General features: G+C 64.6%; 23 protein-coding genes. 11 read left to right on the forward strand and 12 right to left on the reverse strand.

Annotation, left to right across the window (positions count from 1 at the left end; genetic code table 11):
* Positions 1 to 927 (reverse strand): class I SAM-dependent methyltransferase (locus tag IX761_RS14750; protein WP_194790304.1); only part of this gene is annotated, 927 nt, incomplete at its 3' end.
* A 192-nt stretch (positions 928 to 1,119) separates the two neighbouring features.
* Between IX761_RS14750 and IX761_RS14755 the strand changes: the two genes are divergently transcribed.
* Entirely contained in the window at positions 1,120 to 1,608 is a 489-nt protein-coding gene (locus IX761_RS14755; RefSeq protein ID WP_194790305.1) for a signal peptidase II, read from the forward strand.
* Between the two features lie 307 nt (positions 1,609 to 1,915).
* Positions 1,916 to 2,113, forward strand: coding sequence for a hypothetical protein (locus IX761_RS14760; protein ID WP_194790306.1), 198 nt, complete (start codon positions 1,916 to 1,918; stop codon positions 2,111 to 2,113).
* Between the two features lie 90 nt (positions 2,114 to 2,203).
* Here the strand turns inward: IX761_RS14760 and IX761_RS14765 are convergent, their stop codons facing one another.
* Together IX761_RS14765 and IX761_RS14770 are read right to left on the reverse strand one after the other, a co-directional pair.
* Positions 2,204 to 2,908 (reverse strand): SDR family oxidoreductase, encoded by a 705-nt coding sequence (locus IX761_RS14765; protein ID WP_194790307.1) that lies wholly within the window; start codon positions 2,906 to 2,908, stop codon positions 2,204 to 2,206.
* Between the two features lie 101 nt (positions 2,909 to 3,009).
* A complete protein-coding gene (locus IX761_RS14770; RefSeq protein WP_194790308.1) occupies positions 3,010 to 3,903 on the reverse strand; it encodes a LysR substrate-binding domain-containing protein in 894 nt (297 codons plus the stop codon).
* A 272-nt stretch (positions 3,904 to 4,175) separates the two neighbouring features.
* On the opposite strand from IX761_RS14770, the gene IX761_RS14775 reads away from it, so the two are divergent.
* The 5 genes from IX761_RS14775 to IX761_RS14795 all read left to right on the forward strand — a co-directional run bounded on the left by IX761_RS14775 (position 4,176) and on the right by IX761_RS14795 (position 10,986).
* On the forward strand, positions 4,176 to 4,556 hold the full coding sequence (locus tag IX761_RS14775) for a hypothetical protein (RefSeq protein WP_194790309.1): 381 nt from the start codon (positions 4,176 to 4,178) through the stop codon (positions 4,554 to 4,556).
* A 233-nt stretch (positions 4,557 to 4,789) separates the two neighbouring features.
* Positions 4,790 to 9,460 carry an RHS repeat-associated core domain-containing protein gene (locus tag IX761_RS14780; protein ID WP_194790310.1) on the forward strand — a complete coding sequence of 1,557 codons (4,671 nt, stop codon included), beginning with the start codon at positions 4,790 to 4,792 and terminating at the stop codon, positions 9,458 to 9,460.
* Complete coding sequence (locus IX761_RS14785; RefSeq protein ID WP_194790311.1) at positions 9,460 to 9,852, forward strand: Imm50 family immunity protein; 393 nt, start codon at positions 9,460 to 9,462, stop codon at positions 9,850 to 9,852. The genes IX761_RS14780 and IX761_RS14785 overlap by 1 nt, the downstream gene beginning before the upstream one ends.
* Before the next feature lie 325 nt (positions 9,853 to 10,177).
* Positions 10,178 to 10,468, forward strand: a complete 291-nt coding sequence (locus IX761_RS14790; protein WP_194790312.1) for a hypothetical protein — start codon at positions 10,178 to 10,180, stop codon at positions 10,466 to 10,468.
* Between the two features lie 221 nt (positions 10,469 to 10,689).
* Entirely contained in the window at positions 10,690 to 10,986 is a 297-nt protein-coding gene (locus IX761_RS14795; protein ID WP_194790313.1) for a hypothetical protein, read from the forward strand.
* Between the two features lie 311 nt (positions 10,987 to 11,297).
* On the opposite strand, the gene IX761_RS14800 is transcribed toward IX761_RS14795, so the two are convergent.
* The 3 genes from IX761_RS14800 to IX761_RS14810 all read right to left on the reverse strand — a co-directional run bounded on the left by IX761_RS14800 (position 11,298) and on the right by IX761_RS14810 (position 13,299).
* A complete protein-coding gene (locus IX761_RS14800; protein WP_194790314.1) occupies positions 11,298 to 11,462 on the reverse strand; it encodes a hypothetical protein in 165 nt (54 codons plus the stop codon).
* Between the two features lie 93 nt (positions 11,463 to 11,555).
* A complete protein-coding gene (locus IX761_RS14805; RefSeq protein WP_194790315.1) occupies positions 11,556 to 12,482 on the reverse strand; it encodes an alpha/beta hydrolase in 927 nt (308 codons plus the stop codon).
* A complete protein-coding gene (locus IX761_RS14810; protein WP_194790316.1) occupies positions 12,469 to 13,299 on the reverse strand; it encodes an SDR family NAD(P)-dependent oxidoreductase in 831 nt (276 codons plus the stop codon). The genes IX761_RS14805 and IX761_RS14810 overlap by 14 nt, the downstream gene beginning before the upstream one ends.
* Positions 13,300 to 13,495: 196 nt before the next feature.
* Between IX761_RS14810 and IX761_RS14815 the strand changes: the two genes are divergently transcribed.
* Together IX761_RS14815 and IX761_RS14820 are read left to right on the forward strand one after the other, a co-directional pair.
* Positions 13,496 to 14,539, forward strand: a complete 1,044-nt coding sequence (locus IX761_RS14815) for a Rieske 2Fe-2S domain-containing protein (protein WP_194790317.1) — start codon at positions 13,496 to 13,498, stop codon at positions 14,537 to 14,539.
* A gap of 136 nt (positions 14,540 to 14,675) precedes the next feature.
* Positions 14,676 to 15,803, forward strand: coding sequence for a helix-turn-helix transcriptional regulator (locus IX761_RS14820; protein WP_194790318.1), 1,128 nt, complete (start codon positions 14,676 to 14,678; stop codon positions 15,801 to 15,803).
* A 385-nt stretch (positions 15,804 to 16,188) separates the two neighbouring features.
* Here IX761_RS14820 and dmpG read toward each other — a convergent pair whose 3' ends face one another.
* The 4 genes from dmpG to IX761_RS14840 are packed head-to-tail and all read right to left on the reverse strand — an operon-like array spanning position 16,189 to position 19,775.
* On the reverse strand, positions 16,189 to 17,223 hold the full coding sequence (gene dmpG / locus IX761_RS14825; protein WP_194790319.1) for a 4-hydroxy-2-oxovalerate aldolase: 1,035 nt from the start codon (positions 17,221 to 17,223) through the stop codon (positions 16,189 to 16,191).
* 11 nt (positions 17,224 to 17,234) lie between these two features.
* The gene (locus IX761_RS14830) at positions 17,235 to 18,143 is read right to left on the reverse strand and encodes an acetaldehyde dehydrogenase (acetylating) (RefSeq protein ID WP_194790320.1); all 909 of its coding nucleotides are present in this window, start codon (positions 18,141 to 18,143) and stop codon (positions 17,235 to 17,237) included.
* Positions 18,144 to 18,159: 16 nt separating this feature from the next.
* Positions 18,160 to 18,951, reverse strand: coding sequence for a fumarylacetoacetate hydrolase family protein (locus tag IX761_RS14835; RefSeq protein WP_194790321.1), 792 nt, complete (start codon positions 18,949 to 18,951; stop codon positions 18,160 to 18,162).
* Positions 18,948 to 19,775, reverse strand: coding sequence for an alpha/beta fold hydrolase (locus IX761_RS14840; RefSeq protein ID WP_194790322.1), 828 nt, complete (start codon positions 19,773 to 19,775; stop codon positions 18,948 to 18,950). The genes IX761_RS14835 and IX761_RS14840 overlap by 4 nt, the downstream gene beginning before the upstream one ends.
* Positions 19,776 to 20,085: 310 nt before the next feature.
* Between IX761_RS14840 and IX761_RS14845 the strand changes: the two genes are divergently transcribed.
* Both IX761_RS14845 and IX761_RS14850 read left to right on the forward strand, forming a co-directional pair.
* Positions 20,086 to 20,865, forward strand: a complete 780-nt coding sequence (locus tag IX761_RS14845) for an SDR family oxidoreductase (RefSeq protein ID WP_194790323.1) — start codon at positions 20,086 to 20,088, stop codon at positions 20,863 to 20,865.
* An 11-nt stretch (positions 20,866 to 20,876) separates the two neighbouring features.
* Entirely contained in the window at positions 20,877 to 21,353 is a 477-nt protein-coding gene (locus tag IX761_RS14850) for an SRPBCC family protein (RefSeq protein WP_194790324.1), read from the forward strand.
* Positions 21,354 to 21,845: 492 nt separating this feature from the next.
* Here IX761_RS14850 and IX761_RS14855 read toward each other — a convergent pair whose 3' ends face one another.
* Both IX761_RS14855 and IX761_RS14860 read right to left on the reverse strand, forming a co-directional pair.
* Positions 21,846 to 22,211, reverse strand: coding sequence for a steroid Delta-isomerase (locus tag IX761_RS14855; protein ID WP_194790325.1), 366 nt, complete (start codon positions 22,209 to 22,211; stop codon positions 21,846 to 21,848).
* Position 22,212: 1 nt separating this feature from the next.
* Complete coding sequence (locus IX761_RS14860; protein ID WP_194790326.1) at positions 22,213 to 23,415, reverse strand: acetyl-CoA C-acyltransferase; 1,203 nt, start codon at positions 23,413 to 23,415, stop codon at positions 22,213 to 22,215.
* Positions 23,416 to 23,420 lie beyond the last annotated feature (5 nt).

Here is a 23,420-nt window from a genome sequence, read left to right on the forward strand (position 1 = left end):
CAGCCCGACCTCCTGCGACAGCGAATCGGGCGTGCAAATGAACGTCGACGCTGCATAGAACAACCGCCCCACCGGGTTGATGTTGGCGTCGAGCGAGTCCTCGGCGAACGGCTCGACCAGCATCACCGTGCCATCGGCCTTCAGCGCCTTGTAGGCATGCCGCGCCGCGCCAACCGGGTCGCCCATGTCGTGCAGGCAATCGAAGAAGCACACCAGGTCCAGATCATGGCCGGGGTAATCCTTGGCCGACGCCTGCTGGAAGCTCACCTGACCGCCCACACCAGCGTCCCGTGCCCGTTCGGTGGCGGTGACCACCGAAGGCGCGTGATAGTCGTAGCCGACAAAATGCGACTGGGGAAACGCCTGGGCCATGACGATGGTCGAGGCGCCATGGCCGCAACCGACATCCGCCACCTGCGCACCGGCCTGCAGCTTGGCCACCACCCCGTCCAGCGCTGGCAACCAGTCCGCCACCAGGAAGGTGCGATAGCCCGGACGGAAGAACCGCTCGGTGCCACTGAACATGCACGGATGATGATCGCCCCAGGCCAGGGCGCCATCGCCGCGCATGGCCTTGACCAACTTGTCCTTGTCGTGGAACAGCGCCGCCAGCACCGCCGCGCCGCCCGCCATGTAGGCCGGCGAGTCTTCCAGCGCCAGGGTCATGGCTTGCTCTTCGGGGAGGGTGAAATTGCCGTGATCGTGCACCACGTAACCCGCCGCAGCCTGGCCATTGAGCCATTCGCGCACTAGCCGGGCCTGGCAACCGGTGCGCTCGGCAAGCACCTCGGGGGTGACCGGCTGGCTGTCCGCCATGGCCCGGTACAGCCCCAGCTCATCGCCCAGCACGACGTTGGCCAGGGTTGCCGCAGCCCCCATGTCGCCTACCAGCTTGCCCATGAACTCATGAAGCCTTGCCTCGTCCATGACCTGACCTCCTCTACTCAGAAGGCCACCGTCGGCGGTATCCGCTCCGAGGGCGGTGGTCGAGTCGATGTTAGGCCAGCAGCCGCGCCGGCCCGGGCTTTAAGTCTAGACCCGCCTGCGCTATCTTCGCCGCGCTGCCGCCACAGCCGCCAATACCGGACGGCTGCCCCGCGCAGCAAAGGAATTGCCACCATGTTCACCAGCCGTACCTTCGTCCTTGTCCTGGGCCTGGCCTTCATCATCATCGACCAGTGGGTGAAACTCATCGCCCTGGTCGCCCTGAACAACCACAGCTACGTCCTGGGCAACCAGAACATCTGGCTGGACCTGGCCCTGAGCCTGAACCCCGGTGCCTTCCTCAGCCTGGGCGCGGGCCTGTCGGCAGGTTTGAAGCTGTTGGTCTTCGTGGTGTTGGTCGGCGTCGTGTGCTGCTGGGCCAGCGTCTGGGCGTTCAAACAGTGGCAGACGGCACCGGTCAAGGCCAGCGCCGCCTGGTTCATCGCCGTGGGCGGCCTGTCGAACCTGATCGACCGAGTGTTTCGCGACGGACACGTCGTGGATTACCTGGTGCTCAACATCGGCTCGCTGCATACCGGAGTGTTCAACTTGGCGGATATCGCCATCATGGCCGGCGCGCTGGTGCTGCTGGTGGATGCGCTGACCCGGCCGGCCAAGGGCTGAGACAACTGCTCGGATCGGTCCTACAGCGTTTCAACCTCTGGACTCACGGGCCTATCCGAGCCCGAGCCCCATTACCCTCGTCTGACCTCAGTGAGTACCGACAATGGGTATGACATGGAGGATCGACGACTGGCCGAGCTGGCCGGATTCAAACAGGCTGCCCGCGGGCAGGTCCGACTGAAAATCGAGCGGAACAACCCACTGCTGGCCAAGTTGCTTCACATCGGCGAAATCGACGCGAGGCGGTATCGGCCTTTGCCTACGACTTGGCCGATGGCTGCACTGCCCTCAATCAGAAGGACATCCGATGACCACCCACACCAACGAATTTGACGCAACCGTCGCCCACTTCAAAGCCATAGCCGACGAAAAGCTGGCACGCCTGCGGGGCTCGCCACAGTTCGACAGTTTCCTCACCCAGGAGGCCGTGGCGGCCTTCTCCCGTGTCGAAACCTCTGCTTATGCGGGGCGCTCGCTCAAGCAGCACAAACGCCCCCTCTCCTGAAGCGTTGTGCCCCCTAGGGGGCATCATGCTCGTACACGCCCTAAGCCGCCGCTGCGCTTTCCGGCGGCCGCCTATGGCGGCCACAGGGTTTCAGATGCTGCGGGTCAACCCCCCATCGACCTTGATGTTCTGCCCCGTGATATAGGCCGCACCGTCACTGGCCAGGAAGGCGATGGTCGCAGCGATCTCCTCGCTCGTGCCATAGCGCTTGAGCGGCACCATGGCCCGGCGCTGCTCGGTGGCCGGCAGGCTGTCGATCCAGCCCGGCAGCACATTGTTGATGCGCACGTTGTCGGCGGCGTAGGTGTCGGCGAAGACCTTGCTGAACGCCGCCAGGCCCGAGCGGAACACCGCCGAAGTGGGGAACATGTCGCTGGGTTCGAAGGCCCAGGCGGTAGAGATGTTGATGATCACCCCGCCCTGCTGGCGCTGCATGATCGGCGTCACCAGCCGCGCCGGGCGGATGACGTTGAGCAGGTACACTTCCATGCCCTTGTGCCAGTCTTCGTCAGTGATCTCCAGTATCGGTGCGCGCGGGCCGTGGCCGGCGCTGTTGACCAGCACATCCACCCGCCCCCACTTGGCCATCACCGCGTCGACCAGGCGTTGCAGGTCGTCGACCGACTGGTTGCTGCCGGTCACGCCAATACCGCCCAGCTCGGCGGCCAACGCCTCGCCCTTGCCCGACGACGACAGGATGCCAACCTTGAAGCCCTCGGCGGCCAGCCGCCGGGCCGCAGCCGCGCCCATGCCGCTGCCACCGGCGGTGATGATTGCCACTTTCTCTACTGACATGCTGCCTCCTGGGGAATATGAGCCCTGCTGTTGCAAGTTCATTCACCCTAGCAGCGCGCTGCCTCTCGAGGGAGACAGCCGCGCATCGCCGAGCCAGTAGCTCAACTATCGGCTGCCTGCTGTTTCAACCAGGCCTTGACCACCGCCAGCCCAGCCGGTTGCCTGGCCCGGCGTGGCCACACCAGGTAGAACGCCTTGTCCAGCCGCAACTGCAAGGGGAATACCTGCACCAGGCGGCCCGCAGCGATGTCGTGGGCGACGAAGGCCTGCTCGGCCAACGCGATGCCCTGCCCGCCCACGGCGGCCTCGATGGCCAGGGAGGTCTGGTTGAAGCGCAAGTTGCGCGCCGTCCCCGGCCCATGCCCCGGAAACAACGCGGTATTGAACGCCGGCCAGTAGTCATGGGCATCGTGCAGCGCCACATACCCCTGCAAGGCTTCGAAGCTGTCTGGCGCGCCCTTGCCCGCCAACAGCGCAGGGCTGGCCACCGCCACCACCCGCTGCTCCATCAACAGCTCGCTGTTCAACCCAGGGCCGAATGGCGGCAGGCCGTGACGCACGGCCAGGTCGACGCCATCGGTGTGAAAGTGCGACAAGCGGTCGGTGGCCAGCAGGCGCAGGTCGATGCCCGGCTGCCCCTCGGCGAAATGGCCGAGCCTGGGGATCAGCCATTTGGCGGCGAACGTCGGGGTAACGCTGACCGTCAGCTGCGACGGCGCCGGGCGCAGCAGGCGGGTGGCCTCGTCGATCATCGCCAGGGCGTCGCGCACGCTGGCACTGTAGCCGCGCCCGGCATCGGTCAGCCCCAGGCCACGTGGCAGGCGCTCGAACAGGCGAATATTCAAGCCCGCTTCCAGGCCACGAATCTGCTGGGCCACGGCGGCCTGGGTGACCCCCAGTTCCTCGGCGGCGAGGCGAAAGTTCAGGTGGCGCGCGACCACCTCGAACATGCGCAGGGCATTGAGCGAGGGCAGCGAAGGGAAGGCAGCGGGCATGGCAAGGCTTCTGTGCGGGATGACGCAGTCGAGGCTAAACCGACCGGCTCGCCCAGGGAAGCCAAGCCAGTAGAAATTCCATTGCCAGCGCGACAATCCAGTCTTCAGCCACTTTGACCACCCGCAGCCGTAACACGCTGAAACAACTGACTAATTTGACAGAACCTTTACAGAACTTTTGGCCGTTTGCCGGTCTATCTGCTTGAGCGGGCTTCGACAGTCCCGCACCAGCTGGCCACAGGTTCAACTGCCAATCAGAGGTTGTCTTCACCATGAACATGCATCTTCCACGCTTGCTGCTCCTCGGTCTGGTCGCATTCGCGGCTGCCGGCTCGGCATCGGCCGCACAGATGAAGACCGCCGACCCAGCCCTCGCCCAGGCCCCTGCCCCGGCAGCCGAGGCCCCCTGGCCGAACCTGGCCGGCATGACCGCCGACCAGCCCGCGACCCTGCTCGCCCATGACGACCGTTACTGGCGCGACGGCCGCTGGCATGACCGCCGCGACGACTGGCGCCGCGAACAATGGCGCCGCGAGCAGATGCGCCGGGACTACTACCGCCGCGAAGCGGAGCGCCGCCGGGACTGGGAACGCCATCATGACCGGGCGATGCACTACCGCTATGAAAATGACCACCGCTACTACCGTCGCTGATAAAGCAACCCGCCAAGCCCGGTCGGGCTGCGGTGGCGGGCACCGGCGTTGCCGGTGTTCGCCGCTCAAGCACCTCCCCCCTTACCCAGCGTACGCCCCATCGGGCTTTCCCCGATAAATCCTGCAACCCCCTCAGCACTATCCCTCATGGCCGGGCCACCCGCAGCCGCGTATCATGCCGCCCTCACGGATCACCCGGGCCCTGCGCCCTTGCCTAGGAAGGCTCTTGCACGATGTCTGCTGCCCCCTCCGGATCCACGCCCAGCGAGCGTGAGATCCAAGTCGCCATTGCCCCTCTCGAAACCCTGCTGAGCGAAGACCTCGGCGCTGCTGCAGCCTCCGTCGACACCTGGCTGCGCGAGATCAGCTACGGCCTGGTCGACCTCCAGCTGCTGCGCCAGAGCGCCGAAAGCGTACCGGCGATGGCCAACGCCCTGGCCTGCGTGGACGCGCTGATCGATATCCTCGAACTGGTCGAAAGCCCCTCCCCCGACCCGCTGCTGTGGGTCAGCCTGGGCATCAACCTGATCGGCATCACCCCCTACCCGCCCGGCCTGTCCCGCGCCCGCACGGTGCTGCGCCCGGTGCTGCAACTGACCCGCCAGACCCTGCGCCGGCGCCCCGGGGCGAACATGGGTGCGGTGATCCTGGAGATCATCGACGGCCACCTGCACGCCAATATCCGCGGCGCCCTGGAGCAGTACGTGCGCGAGGCGCTGGCCCAGCTGCCGGCCATGCTCAGCGCCGCCGCCGACACCGCGCGCCTGCTGTTCAACGGCCTGGCCAGGACCCTCGACGCCGCCGCCCGCGGCGACCTCGATGCCGCCAGCAGCCATCGTTTATCCCGCGCCCAGATGGCCCAGGTGGCGCTGTACGACTCGGCCCTGGACACCGACGCCTGGCGCCTGGCCCTGTCGGCCCTGGCCAATGCCGCCGAAGGCAGCCTCAAGGATGGCTACAACAGCGTTGCCAGCCACTTCGCCGACGAACTCGAAGGCCTGCTGCGCCCCCTGGTACGCACCCTCGATGACCTGGCCAAGGTCGTGCCCCGGCGCCTCGAAGCCCTGGGCAGCGCCGGCCTGGAAAACAGCATCGCCTGGCTGCTGACCCGCCTGCTCGACACTGTGCTGGCCAACCCACGCCGCCCGGGCATGGCCGTGGCCATCCGCCCCGGCGTCACCCACCAGGCCCGGCACATCCACAGCGAAGGCCCGACCGAGGTGGTGCGCAGCCAGGTCAAGGCCGGCAAGGCGCCCAAGCCGAGCAAGAACGGCCCCTGCGCCTGCACCGAATTCAGCATCGGCCATGTGCTCGGCGACGAAACCCTGGCCCACCAGGACTTCGCCCTGCCCGGCCCGTTCCCGGTCAACTGGACGCGGGTGTACAACTCGCGGCTCGCCGCGCTGGATACCGGCAGCCTGGGCGCCCGCTGGGTGACCGAATTCACCACCTGCATCGATGTGCGCGACCAGGGCCTGGTGCTGCACGACAGCGATGGCCGCAGCCACGACTTCCCACTGCCCAAGGTTGGCGCCTGGCACTACGACCCGATCGAATACCTCACCCTCAAGCGCACCGGCGAACGGCAATTGATCCTGGTGCGCGACCAGGAGCGTTTCGAAACCTACGAGCGCGAGGGCGAGCGCTTCTACCTGACCCATATCCGCCTGCGCAGCGGCGCCGGGGCGATGCTGCACTACGAGCACCGCCACCAGGGCCGCCCGGTGCTGTCGGACATCAACACCTACCAGGACGACGACACCACCCAGGTGCACCTGCAACTGGGCACCCTGCTCGATGAAAACGGCCACCTCCAGGGCCTGTGGCAGGTGGTCGATGGCACCCCGCTGCGCCAGCTGTGCGCCTACCACTACGACGACCACGGCGACCTGGTCGCCGCCCAGGACGAGCACGGCGCCGCCTGGCACTACCAGTACCAGCACCACCTGATCACCCGTTACACCGACCGCACCGGGCGCGGCATCAACCTCCAGTGGGACGGCAGCGGCCCGCAGGCCAAGGCCATCCATGAATGGGCCGACGACGGCAGTTTCGAAACCCGCCTGGCCTGGGATGCCAACATCCGCCTGACCTACGTCACCGACGCCCACGGCCAGGAAACCTGGCACTACTACGATGCCCTCGGCTACACCTACCGCCTCATCCACTCGGACGGCCGCGAGGAATGGCTGTTCCGCGATGCGCGCAAGAACGTCATCCGCCACGTCCACCCCGACGGCAGCCAGGACCGCTACGCCTACGATGAACGCAGCAACCTGCTGCAGCACCTCCGCGCCGACCACAGCGCGGTGCACTACGCCTACGACGAGCACGACCAGCTGATCAAGGTCCGCGATGCCGAGGGCGGGCTGTGGCTGCGCGAGTACGACGCGCGCGGCAACCTGGTCGAAACCACCGACCCGCTGGGCAACAAGACCGAATTCGCCTACACCCCGGCCGGCCTGGTCAAGGCGATCAAGGACGCCCTGGGCAACGAAAAGAAACTCGCCTACAACGCTGCCGGGCAGTTGCTCGAATACACCGACTGTTCCGGCAAGGCCAGCAGCTGGGTGTACGACGCCCTCGGCCAGCTGAGCGAATTCGCCGATGCCGCCGGCAACAAGACCGCCTACACCTACAAGGCCGGGCAACTGGCCAAGGTCACCCACCCGGACAAGACCGAAGAGCGCTTCGAGCGTGACGCCGAAGGCCGCCTGCTGGCCCATGTCGACGCCCTCGACCGCTGCACCACCTGGGCCTACAGCGCCGCCGGCCTGCTGACCGAGCGGGTCGATGCCAACGAGCACACCCTGCGCTACCGCTGGGACAAGCTCGGCCGCCTGACCGGGTTGGAAAACGAGAACGAGAGCAAGGCCAGTTTCCTCTACGACCCGGTCGGCCGCTTGCTGCAAGAAACCGGTTTCGACGGCCTGGTGACCCGCTACCAGTACGACTCGTACAGCGGTCGCTTGGCCAGCACCCAGGTCGGCCAACGTCGTATCGAACTGACCTTCGACGCCATGGGCCGCTTGAGCGAGCGTACCGCCCGCCTGGGCGACCAGCACCAGACCGAGACCTTCGCCTACGACGGCAATGGCCAGCTGATCCAGGCCCTCAACGCCGCCAGCCAGTTGCAGTGGTTCTTTGATGACGCCGGCAATCTGACCCGCGAGCACCAGCATTACCTGGCCACCGGCACACCGATGGTCGCGGTGTGGCAGCACCAATACGACGCACTCAACCAGCGGGTGACAACCCTTCGCCCGGACGGGCACAAGGTCAGCTGGCTGACCTATGGCAGCGGCCACCTGCTCGGCATGACCCTCGACCAGCACGAGATGCTGGCCTACGAGCGCGATGACCTGCACCGCGAGGTGGTGCGCCACCAGGGCAACAAGCTGATGCAAACCCAGGCCTGGGACCCGGCTGGGCGTTTGCAGGAGCAACTGCTGGGCAGCCATGACGGCCAGTCCACGCTGCTCAAGCGCCAGTACCGCTACGATGCCGGCGGCCAGCTGACCAACATCCACGACAGCCGCCGTGGCCAGCTTGAGTACCAGTACGATCCAGTCGGCCGTCTGTTGCAGGCCACCAGCCGCCTCGGCGTGGAGACCTTCGCTTTCGACCCGGCGGGAAACCTGTTGGATCAGAAGGCCCAGGAGCTGAATCGCCCGCTGGAAGCGGATCCGCGTCGTAACAAGCTGATGGACAACTTGCTGCGTGAATACGCCGGCACCCATTACCGGTACGACGAGCGTGGCAACCTGATCCACCGTTTGCATAACGGTTCCCATGCCCACTTCACCTGGGATCTGTTCGACCGCCTGGCCAGCTACAACGATGACAAGCTCAAGGTCGACTACAGCTACGACGCTCTGGGGCGCCGACTGCACAAGCACTCGGTGGCGCACTTCTGGGATCGGCCCGAGGCCGGTACCGGTTGGAACCAGCTGGAACGGGCCAAGCGCCAACGTGAACTGGGCTGTGGCTTTACCCTGTTCGGCTGGGACGGCGACACCCTGGCCTGGGAAAGCTCACCGCCACGCGACGAAGGCGATACCGGCCGCACTGTGCATTTCCTGTACGAACCGGGCAGCTTCGTGCCGGTCGCCCAAGCTCTGCGCAAAAGTCCGATCCGCTTGCACAAGCGACCGGATTGGAGTCAGCGCGAGTACGACTTCGATCAGGATCCGTTGTGGCACACAGAAGTGAAACCACAGGCGTTCGACGCCATTGCCTGGTACCAGTGCGACCATCTCGGTACGCCGATGGAACTCACCGACGAGCAGGGCAATGTCGCTTGGGCCGGGCAGTACAAGGCCTGGGGTGAAGTCCGCGAGGAGCGCTCGGACTGGGCCAAACAGCACAGTCTAAGCAACCCAATTCGTTTTCAAGGGCAGTACCACGACCATGAGATCGGGCTGTATTACAATCGCCATCGGTACTATGATCCTTCCGTAGGGAAGTTTCTCAGCCTAGATCCTATCAGTTACGCCGGGGGTATAAATCTTCATCTCTACGCTCCTAATCCGGTCAGCTGGATTGACCCATTAGGCCTCACATGTGGGCTGTCAAGACGAGCAAGCTTGAGGGAAATACGCCGGCAACTGGGCATTCCGAAAAGTCAGCAGCCGATAAGCCAAAAAATGGTCAGATTAACCAACCGTGACGGCGAATCAATTCTTGACAAAAATAAAAAACCCATAATGAGTCGAGAGCTTACTTATCGAGTCAATGGCAAGGACATCATAATACAAGATCACTCTGCCGGTCATTATTATGACGAAGGCGGAATTGGAGACCAGCCGCCGCATCATAATGTTAGGCCTATAGAAAACCCAAGAACCGGCTCTATTGACGGCATGGATGACCACTACTACTTCAATTGTCGGAACAGAAAATAATGAGCATCACTAGACTTATGAACCCTCAGGCATTAACAGCCATGTATGGTGGGATACCTTCTTTTATCGGCACCGAAGTACTCGAGATTTCCTTTACTCAAGATGGCCCATCGGTTTCTGTTAGGTTCATGACGAAGGAGAAACCTATAAAAAAGCCTGCAAGATGGCCGAACACATACGACGTTGTACACATGCAGATTTCATTTGGCACAATAGAAGTTTCGAGATTTTCCAAATGGGGAAGGAGCAACTTAGTCCTAGAAATCTCGAGCCAACTCATGGATGACAGAGAGAGACTGATGCTAAAATTCGAAAACGAATGCGAACTAGAATTCTCTTACGACTGGGCTCGTATTGAGAGCATTAATTACGGCCTCATTGGCAGCCCTTGACTCCATGTCGAAGAGCGCCCTTAAACACCAAGCCAACTACAACCCGGCGAGCCACGGCTATTATACTTCCTCTTGAGGCCTATACATAGATCAAGCATGCCATACATAGAGAAAAGATCGAGCACATGTTTGGCGGCGCGCTCGACTTTATGCCGCCAACCGGAAAGCACCTCTGCACATGTTGGAGCGACTGTGGTGCGATGTGAATGAAGGTGTGATTGAGACAGCAACGATGAACATTCAAGAAAGAACCAAATAGGGCAAAACAACCATTGAAAACCTCAAACACCGCACTAGCTATCCGCGAAAATAGGAGGACACCTGGTTGGTTGAGGTAAATGTTTTGAAAGAACTAAATACCCGCCTTAGAAATAAGGGGCGCATATGGATTAATGAAGAGTATATGGAGGCGGGAGAACTCATAAAGAAAGAGCTTTTCCTGAGGATTTCTGATTTTGGCTTTACCGTGGGCTTTGATCATTATCCGGATAAATATGAGGACACCACTGATTTATATATAACTTATTTGCGCAAAGATTTTGACAGACTGTCTGATGCAATAGATTTTTGTGCTGAAGCGTTATCGGTCAAGATGTCAGATTTTTTGGAGCGTTGACTGGATGCGTAAAGTGCTTGCTTGTCCGTAGTTTTGCTTTTTGATGCATGGACTTATCTAGGAGTGATCCATGACATTAAAGGATATATTAATGGAAGCCAGGAGTGTGTTGTGCAGCTCAAAAAAGAGACTGCTATTGAGAATTACCTACCTGACTTGGTATAAGCGAGCACCATCCATTGACAACCCACTTCAATACCTGAGTACATAGGGCTGACAAAATGACCGGCACACGGCTACCAATCAAGAATGGCAATATCACTCTTGACGACTTCAAGCTGAATGAAAACATACCACTCACCCAATGCCTGGATGACCTGAAAGAAGACATGTTGCAGGTCGAATACCCTGGCGGCTACATTCTCGATATAGGGTGGCGACCATCCTTTAATTCGAACGGGCAGTTCTATGTAGCGCTAATTAAAGACTATGACTGGGAGCACCCCATCTACCATGGCACTGCAAAAAACATCGACAACCTTAAAAAAAGAATCTCAGAAGCCTCGGAGTTACTTTAACCCCCATGTAAAAACCGCCCCCACTGAAAGCGCATTGCAATAGCCTACCCGGCAACTTAAAAATGCTGGAACCCATCAGAAAGCTCTAAACACTTACTACCAATAAAACATTAAACGCAAGAAGCGCCACTGCGCCTTGGTTGAATGCCATGAACTAAGCAGACCGTGCAATGGTACGCGTAAGCCTATTATCTGGTTGGAATCGAGTCCCGTTGACCCCGCTTGAACAGGCCAAATGCCAATTTGAACTCGGTTTAATTTCACTCTGCTCAGCCGAAACGACCACACTCAGGCCTGAGCACGCTCATCTTTCAAGGCAACAACCGCATCACCCCCGGCACTGGCATCCAGCAATTCACATACCCTGGCTGGCAGTAATACACCAGCGGCATCGGCAACGGCCGTGTCAGCGCCGCCACGTAGGCGGCGGCAAAGGCACAGACGGTCAGGGCAAGGCATATTCTTGTTGTTTTCATGGCCATTCCTCGGCGTGGGCAAGGGGCTGTTTGCTGCCAGACTAGAAGCGCCGCACCCTGCCCGCCTCGTCCGAATGGACGAGGCGCTTGCCGTCAGTTCAACGCCCGCCGCACATCCGCCGCCGCGCCCAGCAAGGCCCGGGATGCCGCCTCGACGAACGGCGCCAGGTTGGCGAAACCATGCACCAGGCCCTGGCAGCGCTCCAGGCGCACCGCCACCCCAGCCGCCCGCAGGCGCTCGGCGAAGGCCTCGCCCTCGTCGCGCAGCGGATCGAATTCGGCCGTCAGCACGGTGGTCGTCGGCAGGCCTGCCAGGTTGTCGTCGCGCAACGGCGACGCCAGCGGGTCGTCGACCTGCTCGGAGGACGGCAGGTACTGACGCCAGAACCAGCCCATCATCGCCCGCGACAGCAGGTAGCCTTCGGCGAATTCGCTGTACGAGGCGCTGTCGCAGGCCGCGTCGGTGACCGGGTAGAACAGGCACTGGTGGCGAATCAGCGGGGCCCGTCGCTCACGGGCCAGGCGGCTGACGGCAATGGCCAGGTTGCCGCCGGCGCTGTCGCCGGCCACGGCCAGGCGGCTGGCGTCGAAGCCGAGTTGCTCCGCCTGGGCAACCAGCCAGCAGGTGGCGGCGTAGCAGTCCTGCGGTGGCGCCGGAAAACGCGCCTCCGGTGCCAGGCGATAGGCCACGGCCACCACCACCGCCTGGGTTTCCAGAGCCAGGGTGCGGCACAGGCTGTCATGGGTGTCGAGGTTGCCGATGACGAAGCCGCCACCATGGAAGAACACCAGCAGCGGCAGGTCGCGGCGGGCCACGGGCCGGTACAGCCGCGCCGCCAGTGGCCCGGCCGCGCCATCGACCTCGAGTTCGCGCACCTCGGCCATGTCGGCCCCGGCCAGCGGGGGCATCTGGTTGTCCGCCTGCTGGCGGAACTGGCGGGCATCGAGGCTGGCCCAGTCGGGTTCGGCCAGGGCAGCAAAACCCTGGAGCACGGCGGCAAGCTGGTTATCGAGCGGCATGGGCGTCTCCTTGGCCGTCGGCCATGACAAAGCGTGGGTTGGATTCATCGAGGATGCTGCGCAGGCGCTGCTCCAGCGCCGGCTTGAAGAACTTGTGCGGCAGGATCCAGAAGCGCTTCTCGGCCACCGCCTGGAACACCAGCTCGGCCAGCGCACGCGGGGCCATGCCGGCGCGAATGCTGTCGTCGAGCAGCGCGTTGAGCGCGGCCGCCGGGCCTTCGGCCACCGCGTCGGAGGCCATGATCGCGCTGGCCACCGGCCCCGGGCAGAGCACCGACACCGCCACCTGCGCGCCCAGTTGCTCGAGCTCGTAATGCAGGGTTTCCGACAGCGCCACCACGGCCTGCTTGGTCACGTTGTACGGCGCCATCAGCGGGCTGCTGACCAGCCCGGCCAGCGAGGCGGTGTTGACCACATGGGCCGGGCGCCCCTGTTCCAGCAGCAGCGGCATGAAGGCATGAATGCCGTTGATCACGCCCTTGAGGTTGATGTCCAGCATGCGCTGCCACTGCCGGGCATCGATGGTCCAGCTGTAGCCGGTCTGCATCACCCCGGCATTGTTGAACAACAAGTCGACACCCGCGAAACGTGCCACGGCGGCATCGCGCAAACGCGCCACCTGCTCCGGGTCGGCCACGTCGGTGACGCAGGCCAGCACCTCGCTGCCCTGCCCCTGCAACTGCGCCGCCAATGCCCTGAGCGCGGCTTCGTCGATATCCGCCAGCACCAGGCGCAAGCCCTGGCGCGCGCCCTCTTCGGCCAGCCCGCGGCCAATGCCGCTGGCCGCGCCGGTGATCACTGCTACTCGACCCGCCATCTTGTTCTCCTGAGCGTGGCTGATGGTTGCCCAGTAGAACGGCCCCGGCAGCGGCGGCCATCGTCCGTTCAGACGATGACCGCAGCGTCACGGGCGGCAGAATCGGCCCAGTGCTTCAAATCCGCTGGCCGGGCCACCTGTGACCGAGGTGGCCAGGCATCGCCGGCGGCCCCCTCGAAAACCGGAGAACAACAAGATGAGCACACTGCACCGTATCGAAGCCAAACTGCTGGAGGACCGCTACGCCCGGGGCTGGCATTGCCTGGGCCTGGCCGACCAGTACCGCGACGGCAAGGCCCACCGCCTGGAGGTGTTCGGCACCCGCCTGGTGGCGTTCCAGGGCGAGGATGGCGAGTTGAACGTCCTCGACGGCTACTGCCCGCACATGGGCGCCGACCTGAGCACCGGCTGCGTCGAAGGCAACGCCATCCGCTGCCCCTTCCACGGCTGGCGCTGGAACGCCGACGGCGTGTGCGACGACATCCCCTACGCCAAGCGCATCCCGCCACGGGCGAAGATCAAGCGCTGGCCGATCATGCAGCAGAACCACCTGCTGTTCGTCTGGAACGACCCCGAGGGCAACCCGCCGCTGCCCGAGCAGGCCATCCCGCGCATCGACGCCTGCCACGACGACAGCTGGGCCAGCTGGGAAATCGCCGAGCTGATCATCCAGACCAACTGCCGCGAACTGATCGACAACATCGCCGACATGGCGCACTTCGGCACGGTGCACGGGGCACCGGTGGACGAGTTCAGCAATGTCTTCGAAGGCCACATGGCCACCCAGATCATGCGCGCCCGCAGCGAGCGGCTGTCTGGTGACAGCGAGCTGAGCACCGTGGCCACCTACTTCGGCCCGGCCTACCAGATCACCGAGATGAACGGCGCCATGAACGGCCAGCCGATCCACTCGATCCTGCTCAACTGCCACGTGCCGATCGACCTCGACAGCTTCACCCTGCGCTATGGCGTGCTGGTGAAGAAGATCCCCGGCCTGAGCGAAGCCGAGAACCAGGCCATCGCCAAGGCCTACGTGGCCCAGGCCCAGGCGGCGTTCTACGAGGACGTGGCGATCTGGCACAGCAAGACCCGGGTCGACAACCCGCTGCTGTGCGACGGCGACGGCCCGGTGTACCAGCTGCGCCGCTGGTACGAGCAGTTCTACACCGATATCGCCCTGGTCACCGGCGAGACCCACGACAGCAAACGCTACATCGTGCGCAGCACCGAACGCGCCTGACCCCTTGCACCTGGCACCGCCCGGCGCGGTCGGCAACGGCCGCCGCCGGGGCTCGTACCCCGACATTGCGCGCGGGCATGAACGCCGTTTATGCTCGCCGACGCCCATACTAATAAGAATATTCCGGTACCCAACCATGCAGAGTCTCAGCCTCGACGCCTTCAGCGAGCTGGTCGGCCAGCTGTACCAGGGCCCGCTCGAAAACATCCCCTGGGGCAGCTTCCTCAACCAGCTCAACGGCCTGCTGCACAGCAAGTACGTCACCTTCATCCTGCGCCCGCCCAGCACCCAGGTGGACGGCCTGATGGTCAACACCAACGGCACCTCCACCGAGGCCACCGCCTCCTACAACAAGCACTTCTACGCCATGGACCCCTTCGTCGGGCTGCCCAACCGCGAAGTGGTGGCCCTGGCCGACTACCTGCCGGACAGTGAGCTGAAGCAGTCGGAGTTCTTCCGCAACTTCCTCGAGCCGGTGGGCGTGTTCCATATCCTGGGGGTGGACATCAACACCTGCGACGGCGCCCAGTGCCGCCTGCGCATCAGTCGCGGGCACGACGACGCGGCCTTCGGCGAGCACGAGAAACGCCTGCTGGCCGGCTTCGTCCCGCACCTGGAACGCTCGATCAAGCTGCACATGCAGCTCAACCGCATCGAGACCGAGCGCAACCTCTACGCCGGCGCCGTCGACCAGATGGCGGTGGGCACCATCATCCTCGACGAAACCGGCAAGGTGCTGCAGACCAACCAGGTGGCCGAGAAGCTGTTGCAGGAGAAGGACGGCATCAAGCAGGTCAACGACGGCCTGCAGGTGGGCAGCGCCCGCGACACCCAGGAGTTCCGCCGCCTGGTGCGCCAGGCCATGTTGTCGCAGAAGGGCAACCTGGCCTCGGTGGTCGAGGCGATGCGCGTGTCGCGCCCGTCCGGGCGCGCCGACCTGGGGGTGATCGTGCGTTCGGTGCCGCTGGCGACCTGGAGCGAGGGCAAGCAGTGCCCCACGGTGGTGATCTTCATCAGCGACCCCGAGCAGCAATCCTCGGCGCCCCAGGAGATCGTCCGGGCGCTGTTCGACTTCACCCCGGCCGAGACCCAGCTGGCGATGCTGTTGGCCAATGGCCTGACCCTGGATGAAGCCAGCGAGGAGCTGGGTATCAGCCGCAACACCTCGCGGGCGCACTTGCGTTCGACGTTTTCCAAGACCGGGGTGACCCGCCAGACCATGTTGGTGAGGTTGATCTTGCGGAGTGTGGCGACGCTGGGGTGAGGGGTTAGGAGTGAGGGCTGCAAGGTGCTCGTCGACAGGTTTGCAGCGCCCTCCAGATCGAGCGCCGCCCGCGCGGCGCATCGCTGGCAAGCCAGCTCCCACATCTGTTTCGGGCCAGTGACTCCTGGTCCATCTCCACTGTCCGCCTTGTTTGTACGACGCGGTTTCAGCGTGGGCGCTGATGCCGCCCCACCAGACTTGAGGCATGCGCCAAGGCGGACAGTGGAGACCTCACAGGATGGATTGGCCCGAAACAGATGTGGGAGCTGGCTTGCCAGCGATGCGCCGCGCGGGCGGCGCTCGATCTGGAGAGCGCTGCAAAAACACCGGCAGGCACCTGCCCGCCCTGACGCAATCCCCAGCCAAGCGCCCTACCCCACTTAACTCAAGTCGGCAACACCCCCCGCGCCCGCGACAGGGTCAGCGCCAAATCCTCGATCATGTCCTCCTGCCCCCCCACCGTGCCACGCCGCCCCAGCTCCACCAGCAAATCCCTTGCCGCGATCCCATACTTGAGCTCGGCACGCTTGGCGAACAGCAGGAACGAGCTATACACCCCCGCATACCCCAGGGTCAGCGCATCGCGGTCAAGCCGGATCGGCTGGTCCATCATCGGCACCACCAGGTCTTCGGCGACATCCATGATCCGGTACAAATCCACCCCGCTGTGCACGCCCATGCGCTCCAGCACCGCCACGAACACCTCCAGCGGTGTGTTGCCGGCCCCGGCGCCGAGCCCGGCCACCGAGCCGTCGATACGCGCCGCACCGGCCTCGATGGCGGCCAGGGAGTTGGCAATCGCCATGCCCAGGTTGTGGTGGCCATGGAAGCCGACCTCGGTATCCGCCTCCAGCCCCTCGCGCAGCGCGCCGATTTTCTCGCGCACCTCATCCGGCAGCATGTAGCCCGCCGAGTCGGTGCAATAGATGCAGTTGGCGCCGTAGCTTTGCATCAGGCGCGCCTGCTCCAGCAGTTTCTCGGCGCTGACCCGGTGCGCCATCATCAGGAAGCCCACGGTATCCAGGCCCATCTTGCGGGCCATGCCGATATGCTGGCCGGACACATCGGCCTCGGTGCAGTGGGTGGCCACGCGAAGGGTCGACACCCCATGCTCATGGGCCATCTTCAGGTGGTCGAGGGTGCCGATGCCCGGCAACAGCAGCGCCGACACCTTGGCCTGCTTGAGCTTGGGGATTACCGCGCTGAAATAGGCCTCGTCGCTGTGAGCGGGCATGCCGTAGTTGAGCGAGGCCCCGCCCAGGCCATCGCCATGGGTGATCTCGATCAGCGGCACGCCGGCGGCGTCCAGCCCGGTGGCCACCGCCACCATCTGTTGCAGGCTGATCTGGTGGCGCTTGGCATGCATGCCATCGCGCAGGCTCATGTCGTGCAGCAGCACGTTCCTACCTTGCAGGTTCATCGTCGTGCTCCTCAGCGGGCGGGCAGTTGCAGGGTGCCCTTGTGGGCTTGTTCGGCGAACATCTCGGCGGTGCGCAGGCCGGCGGCGGTCATGATGTCGAGGTTGCCGGCAGACTTGGGCAGGAAGTCCCCCAGCCCCTGCACCTCGATGAAGATCGACACCTTGTTGCCGTCGAACACCGGGCCGTTGACCAGGGTGTAGCCAGGCACATAGCGCTGCACCTCCCTGACCATGCTCAGCACCGAGGCGCGGATGGCCTCCTGGTCGGGGGTGTCGTCGGTCAGGCAGTGGATGGTGTCGCGCATCATCAGCGGCGGCTCGGCCGGGTTGATGACGATGATCGCCTTGCCGCGCCGGACCCGGCCGATACTCTCCACCGCCCCGGCCGTGGTGCGGGTGAACTCGTCGATGTTCTGCCGGGTGCCGGGGCCCACCGAACTGGACGACACGGTGGCGACGATCTCGCCATAGGCCACCGACTGGATGCGCGACACCGCCGCGACCATGGGGATGGTCGCCTGGCCACCGCAGGTGACCATGTTCAGGTTCATCGCCAGGCGGCTGGCATGCTCATTGAGGTTCACCGGCGGCACGCAGTACGGGCCGATGGCCGCCGGGGTGAGGTCGATCATCACCACCCCCAGTTCGTTGAGCTTGCGGCTGTTGTGGGCATGGGCATAGGCGGAGGTGGCGTCGAAGGCGATGCGGATATCGTCGTCGAGCACATGGGGCAGCAGGCCGTCGAGGCCCTCGGCGGTGGTCTTCACCCCCATCGCCCGGGCGCGCTTGAGGCCCTCGGACTCGGGGTCGACGCCGACCATCCACACCGGCTCGATCCATTCCGAGCGGCGCATTTTCATCAGCAGGTCGGTGCCGATGTTTCCCGGGCCGATAATGGCCGCTTTCAGTTTCTGGCGCATGGCCGTTGCTCCTCGTTCAGGCACGGAACGACACCTGGGCGCTGCCCAGGCCGTCGATGGTCAGGGAAAAATGGTCGCCGGCGCGCACCGGCTCCAGCGGCACCAGCGAGCCGGACAGGATCACCTCGCCGGCCTTGAACGGGATGCCGAAGGCGCCCAGGGTGTTGGCCAGCCAGGCCACCGCGGTCAGCGGGTTGCCCTGCACCGCCGCGCCCAGGCCTTCGCTCAGCGGCTGGTGGTTCTTGCGCACGCGCATGTGCAAGGCCGGCAGGTCGAGCGTGCGCGGGTCGACCCTGTTCTGGCCCAGCACGAACACCCCGCAGGAGGCGTTGTCGGCCACGGTGTCCTGGATGCGGATGCGCCAGTCGTGGATGCGCGAATCGACGATCTCGAAGCACGCGCAGACGTAATCGGTGGCCGCCAGCACATCGGCCTCGGTCACCCCCGGGCCTGCCAGGTCATGCTTGAGCACGAAGGCGATCTCGCCCTCGGCGCGGGGCTGGATCAGCCGGTGTTCGGCCAGCGAGATGCTGGCGCCATCGTCGAAGGCCATGGCCTGGGTGATGAAGCCGAAGTCCGGCTGGTGCACATCGAGCATGCGCTGTACCGCCGCCGAGGTGACACCGATCTTCTTGCCGACGATACGGTCGCCCGCAGCCACTCGCCGCTCGATGCAATGCAGCGAGACGTGGTAGGCGTCCTCGATGCTGATCTGCGGCCAACGTTCGGTCAGCGGCGCCAGGGTCCGCCCTTCGCACAGTGCCTGGTACAGCTCGTCGCCATGCTGGCGGCGCAAGGCTTCGCTCATGGCCGTGCCTCCGCCAGGAATGCCAGGCATTCGCGGTCGAACAGCGCGCGGTGCTCGACCATCACCCAATGGCCGCACTCGCTGAGCAGCACGCAGCGGATCTGCCGGCAGGCCTGCATCAGGGTATGGGCGCCGGACACCGGGCAGAATCGGTCGTTCATGCCCCAGAACACCAGGATCGGGCAGCTCAGCTCGCCCAGGCGCGCGGCCATGTTCGGCACGTCCATGGTCGACAGCACGCACGGCGGTTGCTCGGCCACCACCGCCACCCGTTCGGCGACGGTGTCGTCATCGATCAGCGCTGGGTCGAACAGTTGCAGGGCCAGCAGCCGCTTCATACCGGCCGCCTCGCGCAGTTCGCCACTGGCGAAGGCGGCGGCCATGCGCTGGATGCCCTCCATCTGCTGGTAGTACAGCGCCTTGTCCATCAGCCCACCGGGCGCCATCAGCACCAGGCGTGTGACCCGCTGCGGCTGGCGCAGGGCTATCGCCATGGCGATGGCGCCACCCAGGGAGTTGCCCACCAGGGCGCAGCGCTGGATATCCAGGGCATCGAGCAGGCCGAGCAAGGCGTCGACGAAAAAGTCCAGGGTGTAGGCGGTCTCGGGTTTGTCCGAGGCGCCATAGCCCGGCAGGTCGGGCACGATCACCCGGTGGCCGGCCTCGGCGAATGCGGGGTAGTTGCGCTTGAAGTTGCTGTGCCCGCTGGCCCCCGGGCCGCTGCCATGGATGAACACCACCGGCTCGCCGCTGCCGATGTCGTGGTAATGCAGGTGCAGGCCGCTTGCCAGCCTGACCGTGTGCCCTTGCGCTGCTGCGCCCATGGGAAACCTCCCGGCTTGTTGGTGTGGCGGGAGTATCCGCAGCGCTGGCCGGGGGCGGCATCGTCCGACAGGACTAGCACAGCTTTCTGTGTAGGAGCGGCCTTGTGCCGCGAAAGGGCTGCGACGCAGCCCCGGCAGATTCAGCTGCGCCGTTGAAAACCTGGGGCCGCTATGCGGCCCTTTCGCGGCACAAGGCCGCTCCTACAGGGGTCGAGCGAGCCATTCCTTCTTCCCAGCTAGTCCTTTCGGACGTAGGCCCAAAAGCCCTCGCCACCTAGGCTCGCGGGATTCCCCTTCGACAGGTATTCCCATGCACGACCCCCTGGATTTTCACGGCAAAGTGGTACTGGTCACCGGCGGTGGCAAAGGCGTCGGGCGCGGCATCACACGGCGCTTCCTGGCCTGCGGTGCCCAAGTGGTGATCTGCGGGCGCCAGGTGCCGGAGCGCCTGCCCAGCAGCAACGGCCGCCAGGCGCTGTTCATGCCCTGCGACGTGCGCGACCTGGCGCAGCTGGAGCGGTTGCTGGACGACATCCTCAAGTACTTCGGCCGCCTCGATGTGCTGGTCAACAACGCTGGCGGCGCGCCCTACGCCGAAGCCGCCAGTGCCTCGCCGCGCTTCAGCGAGGCGATCGTACGGCTCAACCTGCTGGCCCCGCTCAACCTGTGCCAGCTGGCCAACCGCGTCATGCAAGGGCAAACCGAAGGCGGCAGCATCATCAATATCTGCAGCGTCAGCGCCACCCGCCCCTCGCCGGGCACCGCCGCCTATGGCGCGGCCAAGGCCGGGCTGCTCAACCTCACCCGCTCGCTAGCGGTGGAATGGGCACCCAAGGTGCGGGTCAACGCGGTCACCGCCGGGCTGATACTGACCGAGCAGGCCGAGCTGCATTATGGTGACGCCCAGCAGCAAACCGAGGTGGCCGCGACCATCCCCCTGGGGCGCCTGGCCGAGCCGGAGGATATCGGCGACACCTGCCTGTACCTGGCCTCGCCGCTAGCGCGCTATGTCAGCGGCGCCGACCTGCTGGTGCACGGCGGTGGCGAACGCCCCGCCTTTCTCGATGCTGCTCAAGCGCACGACCATTGAAGGAGACACCCATGACCTTGGTAGCCCGTCACCGCGTGACCCTCGCCCTGCCCCAGGGCGAAGCCTGGGGCAAGCTGCGCGACCTCACCTTGGCGCCGCACTATGTGCCCGGTTTGACCGGCTGCACCCTGCACCCCGGGCCCGAGCACGGGCTCGGGGCCAGCCGCCGGGTCATGCGCAAGGGTGGGCAGTGGCTGGATGAAAGCGTGGTGGCCTGGACCGAGGGCGAGGGGTTCGTGGTCACCCTGCACAAGGGGGATGCGGGCGCGCCCTTTCCGTTTCGCCATGCTGCGTTTCATTACCAGCTGGAGGGGGATGGCGCGCAGAGTTGCATGACCACCAGCCTGCACTATCGGTTGCGTGGCGGGCGGTTGGCCGAATGGCTGATGCGCGGGGTGTTCGACAAGGTGGTGCGGGAAATTGGTGAGAATTTGAAGGGGTATTACGAGAGTGGGTGCACGCAGAATGGGGATTTTGCCGGGCGCTGATGGGGGGTGGCGATCAGGTGCCTGGGTTGGGATCGCATGGCGGGCGCCAGGGGCAGGTCGATAGGTTTTTAGCGCTCTTGAGATCGAGCGCATGTCGATAGGCTTCTAGCGCTCTCAAGATCGAGCGCATGTCGATAGGTTTTTAGCGCTCTCAAGATCGAGCGCCGCCCGCGCGGCGCATCGCTGGCAAGCCAGCTCCCACATCTGTTTCGGGCCAATGCATCCTGTGAGGTCTTCACTGTCCGCCTTGGCGCATGTCTCAAGTCTGGTGGTGCGGCATCAGCGCCAAAGCAGAAACCGCGTCGTACAAACAAGGCGGACAGTGGAGATGGACCAGGAGAAACTGGCCCGAAACAGATGTGGGAGCTGGCTTGCCAGCGATGCGCCGCGCGGGCGGCGCTCGATCTTGAGGGCGCTAGAAAAACCCCGACAAGCACCTGGCGGCCCTCACCCAATACCCCGACAAGCACCTGGCGAACCCCACCAGATCCTCTACCCCCAATAAGCCTTCATCTCCACAATCAACCCCTGCTCATCAAACCGCATCACATCGATCACCTGCAGCGAGCGATCCTGCCCTTGCCACTGCATATCGACGCGAAACGGCATGGCCCCGCACCCCGCCTGGGTCGCACAGACCGGCCCAGTGAGCGTCGCCCGCACCTTGGCCTGCCCCAGCCCCTGGCGATAGAACCCGGCAATCTGCTCCATCCCGCGCAAAGCCGGCTGCCCCACAGGGTCTTCGACCGTGGCGTCCTCGGCATACAGCCGCAAAATGCCGTCGATATCCCCGGCATCCACCAATTCCACATAGCGCTGCATGATCGCCCGTACCTGCTCCGCCGTTGGCCTCCCCATCTCAGGCCACCTCGAACAGGGCCGCGGCACCCATGCCGCCACCGATGCACATGCTCACCACCACATAGCGCACACCCCGGCGCTTGCCCTCGATCAAGGCGTGCCCAACCATGCGCGCCCCGGACATGCCGAACGGGTGGCCAATGGCGATGGCGCCGCCGTTGACATTGAGCCGGTCGTTGTCGATACCCAACGTGTCGCGGCAGTACAGCACCTGGCAGGCAAACGCCTCGTTGAGTTCCCACAGGCCAATGTCGTCGAGCTTCAAACCGTGGCGCTTGAGCAGCTTGGGGATGGCATACACCGGCCCGATCCCCATCTCGTCGGCATCGCAGCCGGCCACCGCCAGGCCGCGATAGATGCCCAGCGCTTGCAGGCCGCGCTGCTCGGCCAGGCGCGCGCTCATCAGCACCGAGGCCGAGGCGCCGTCCGACAGCTGCGAGGCGTTGCCGGCGGTGATGAAGCGCCCGGCCCCGGTCCATTGCCCGCCGCCCCACACCGGCTGCAGGGCGGCCAGGCTGGCGGCGCTGGTGTCGGCACGGTTGCACTCGTCGCGCAGCAGGGTCACGGCTTCGTGGCGGCTTTCACCGCTGGCCTTGTCCACCAGCAACTTGTGCGTGGTCAACGGCGCCAGCTCCAGGTCGAACAACCCGGCCTGCTGGGCGTGGGCGGTGCGCAGCTGGCTTTGCAGGGCGTAGGCGTCCTGTTCTTCCCGGCCGATGCCGTAGCGCTGGGCGACGATCTCGGCGGTCTCGATCATCGGCACATAGGCCCGCGGGTCGTGCGCCAGCACCTGGCTGGATTGGTTGCGGTAGGTGTTCTTGTGCTTGTTCTGCACCAGCGAGATCGACTCCAGGCCACCGGCCACGGCGATATCCAGCTCATTGCAGACAATGCCCTTGGCGGCGATGGCGATACTCATCAGCCCCGAGGCGCACTGGCGCTCCACCGCCATGCCGGCGACCTGCGCCGGCAGCCCGGCGGCCGTGGCGCACAGACGTCCGAGGTTGTAGGCCTGGGTGCCCTGCTGGGCGGCGGCGCCAATGATCACATCGTCCACCTCGCCCGGGGCGACACCCGCGCGGCGCAGGGCCTCGGCCACCACATGGCCGCCCAGGGTCGGTGCCTCGGTGTCGTTGTAGGCGCCACGGAAGGCCTTGCCGATCGGCGTGCGCGCCGTGGCCACGATGACTGCTTCGTTCATGCTGC

It is taken from the genome of Pseudomonas sp. UFMG81, from assembly GCF_015354575.1.
Taxonomy (GTDB): domain Bacteria; phylum Pseudomonadota; class Gammaproteobacteria; order Pseudomonadales; family Pseudomonadaceae; genus Aquipseudomonas.

Bases quoted from the DNA above. Each gene is read 5' to 3' on its own strand.
- IX761_RS14755 (WP_194790305.1), top strand. From the start codon at position 1,120: ATGTTCACCAGCCGTACCTTCGTCCTTGTCCTGGGCCTGGCCTTCATC.
- IX761_RS14760 (WP_194790306.1), top strand. From the start codon at position 1,916: ATGACCACCCACACCAACGAATTTGACGCAACCGTCGCCCACTTCAAA.
- IX761_RS14765 (WP_194790307.1), bottom strand. From the start codon at position 2,908: ATGTCAGTAGAGAAAGTGGCAATCATCACCGCCGGTGGCAGCGGCATG.
- IX761_RS14770 (WP_194790308.1), bottom strand. From the start codon at position 3,903: ATGCCCGCTGCCTTCCCTTCGCTGCCCTCGCTCAATGCCCTGCGCATG.
- IX761_RS14775 (WP_194790309.1), top strand. From the start codon at position 4,176: ATGAACATGCATCTTCCACGCTTGCTGCTCCTCGGTCTGGTCGCATTC.
- IX761_RS14780 (WP_194790310.1), top strand. From the start codon at position 4,790: ATGTCTGCTGCCCCCTCCGGATCCACGCCCAGCGAGCGTGAGATCCAA.
- IX761_RS14785 (WP_194790311.1), top strand. From the start codon at position 9,460: ATGAGCATCACTAGACTTATGAACCCTCAGGCATTAACAGCCATGTAT.
- IX761_RS14795 (WP_194790313.1), top strand. From the start codon at position 10,690: ATGACCGGCACACGGCTACCAATCAAGAATGGCAATATCACTCTTGAC.
- IX761_RS14800 (WP_194790314.1), bottom strand. From the start codon at position 11,462: ATGAAAACAACAAGAATATGCCTTGCCCTGACCGTCTGTGCCTTTGCC.
- IX761_RS14805 (WP_194790315.1), bottom strand. From the start codon at position 12,482: ATGCCGCTCGATAACCAGCTTGCCGCCGTGCTCCAGGGTTTTGCTGCC.
- IX761_RS14810 (WP_194790316.1), bottom strand. From the start codon at position 13,299: ATGGCGGGTCGAGTAGCAGTGATCACCGGCGCGGCCAGCGGCATTGGC.
- IX761_RS14815 (WP_194790317.1), top strand. From the start codon at position 13,496: ATGAGCACACTGCACCGTATCGAAGCCAAACTGCTGGAGGACCGCTAC.
- IX761_RS14820 (WP_194790318.1), top strand. From the start codon at position 14,676: ATGCAGAGTCTCAGCCTCGACGCCTTCAGCGAGCTGGTCGGCCAGCTG.
- dmpG (WP_194790319.1), bottom strand. From the start codon at position 17,223: ATGAACCTGCAAGGTAGGAACGTGCTGCTGCACGACATGAGCCTGCGC.
- IX761_RS14830 (WP_194790320.1), bottom strand. From the start codon at position 18,143: ATGCGCCAGAAACTGAAAGCGGCCATTATCGGCCCGGGAAACATCGGC.
- IX761_RS14835 (WP_194790321.1), bottom strand. From the start codon at position 18,951: ATGAGCGAAGCCTTGCGCCGCCAGCATGGCGACGAGCTGTACCAGGCA.
- IX761_RS14840 (WP_194790322.1), bottom strand. From the start codon at position 19,775: ATGGGCGCAGCAGCGCAAGGGCACACGGTCAGGCTGGCAAGCGGCCTG.
- IX761_RS14845 (WP_194790323.1), top strand. From the start codon at position 20,086: ATGCACGACCCCCTGGATTTTCACGGCAAAGTGGTACTGGTCACCGGC.
- IX761_RS14850 (WP_194790324.1), top strand. From the start codon at position 20,877: ATGACCTTGGTAGCCCGTCACCGCGTGACCCTCGCCCTGCCCCAGGGC.
- IX761_RS14855 (WP_194790325.1), bottom strand. From the start codon at position 22,211: ATGGGGAGGCCAACGGCGGAGCAGGTACGGGCGATCATGCAGCGCTAT.
- IX761_RS14860 (WP_194790326.1), bottom strand. From the start codon at position 23,415: ATGAACGAAGCAGTCATCGTGGCCACGGCGCGCACGCCGATCGGCAAG.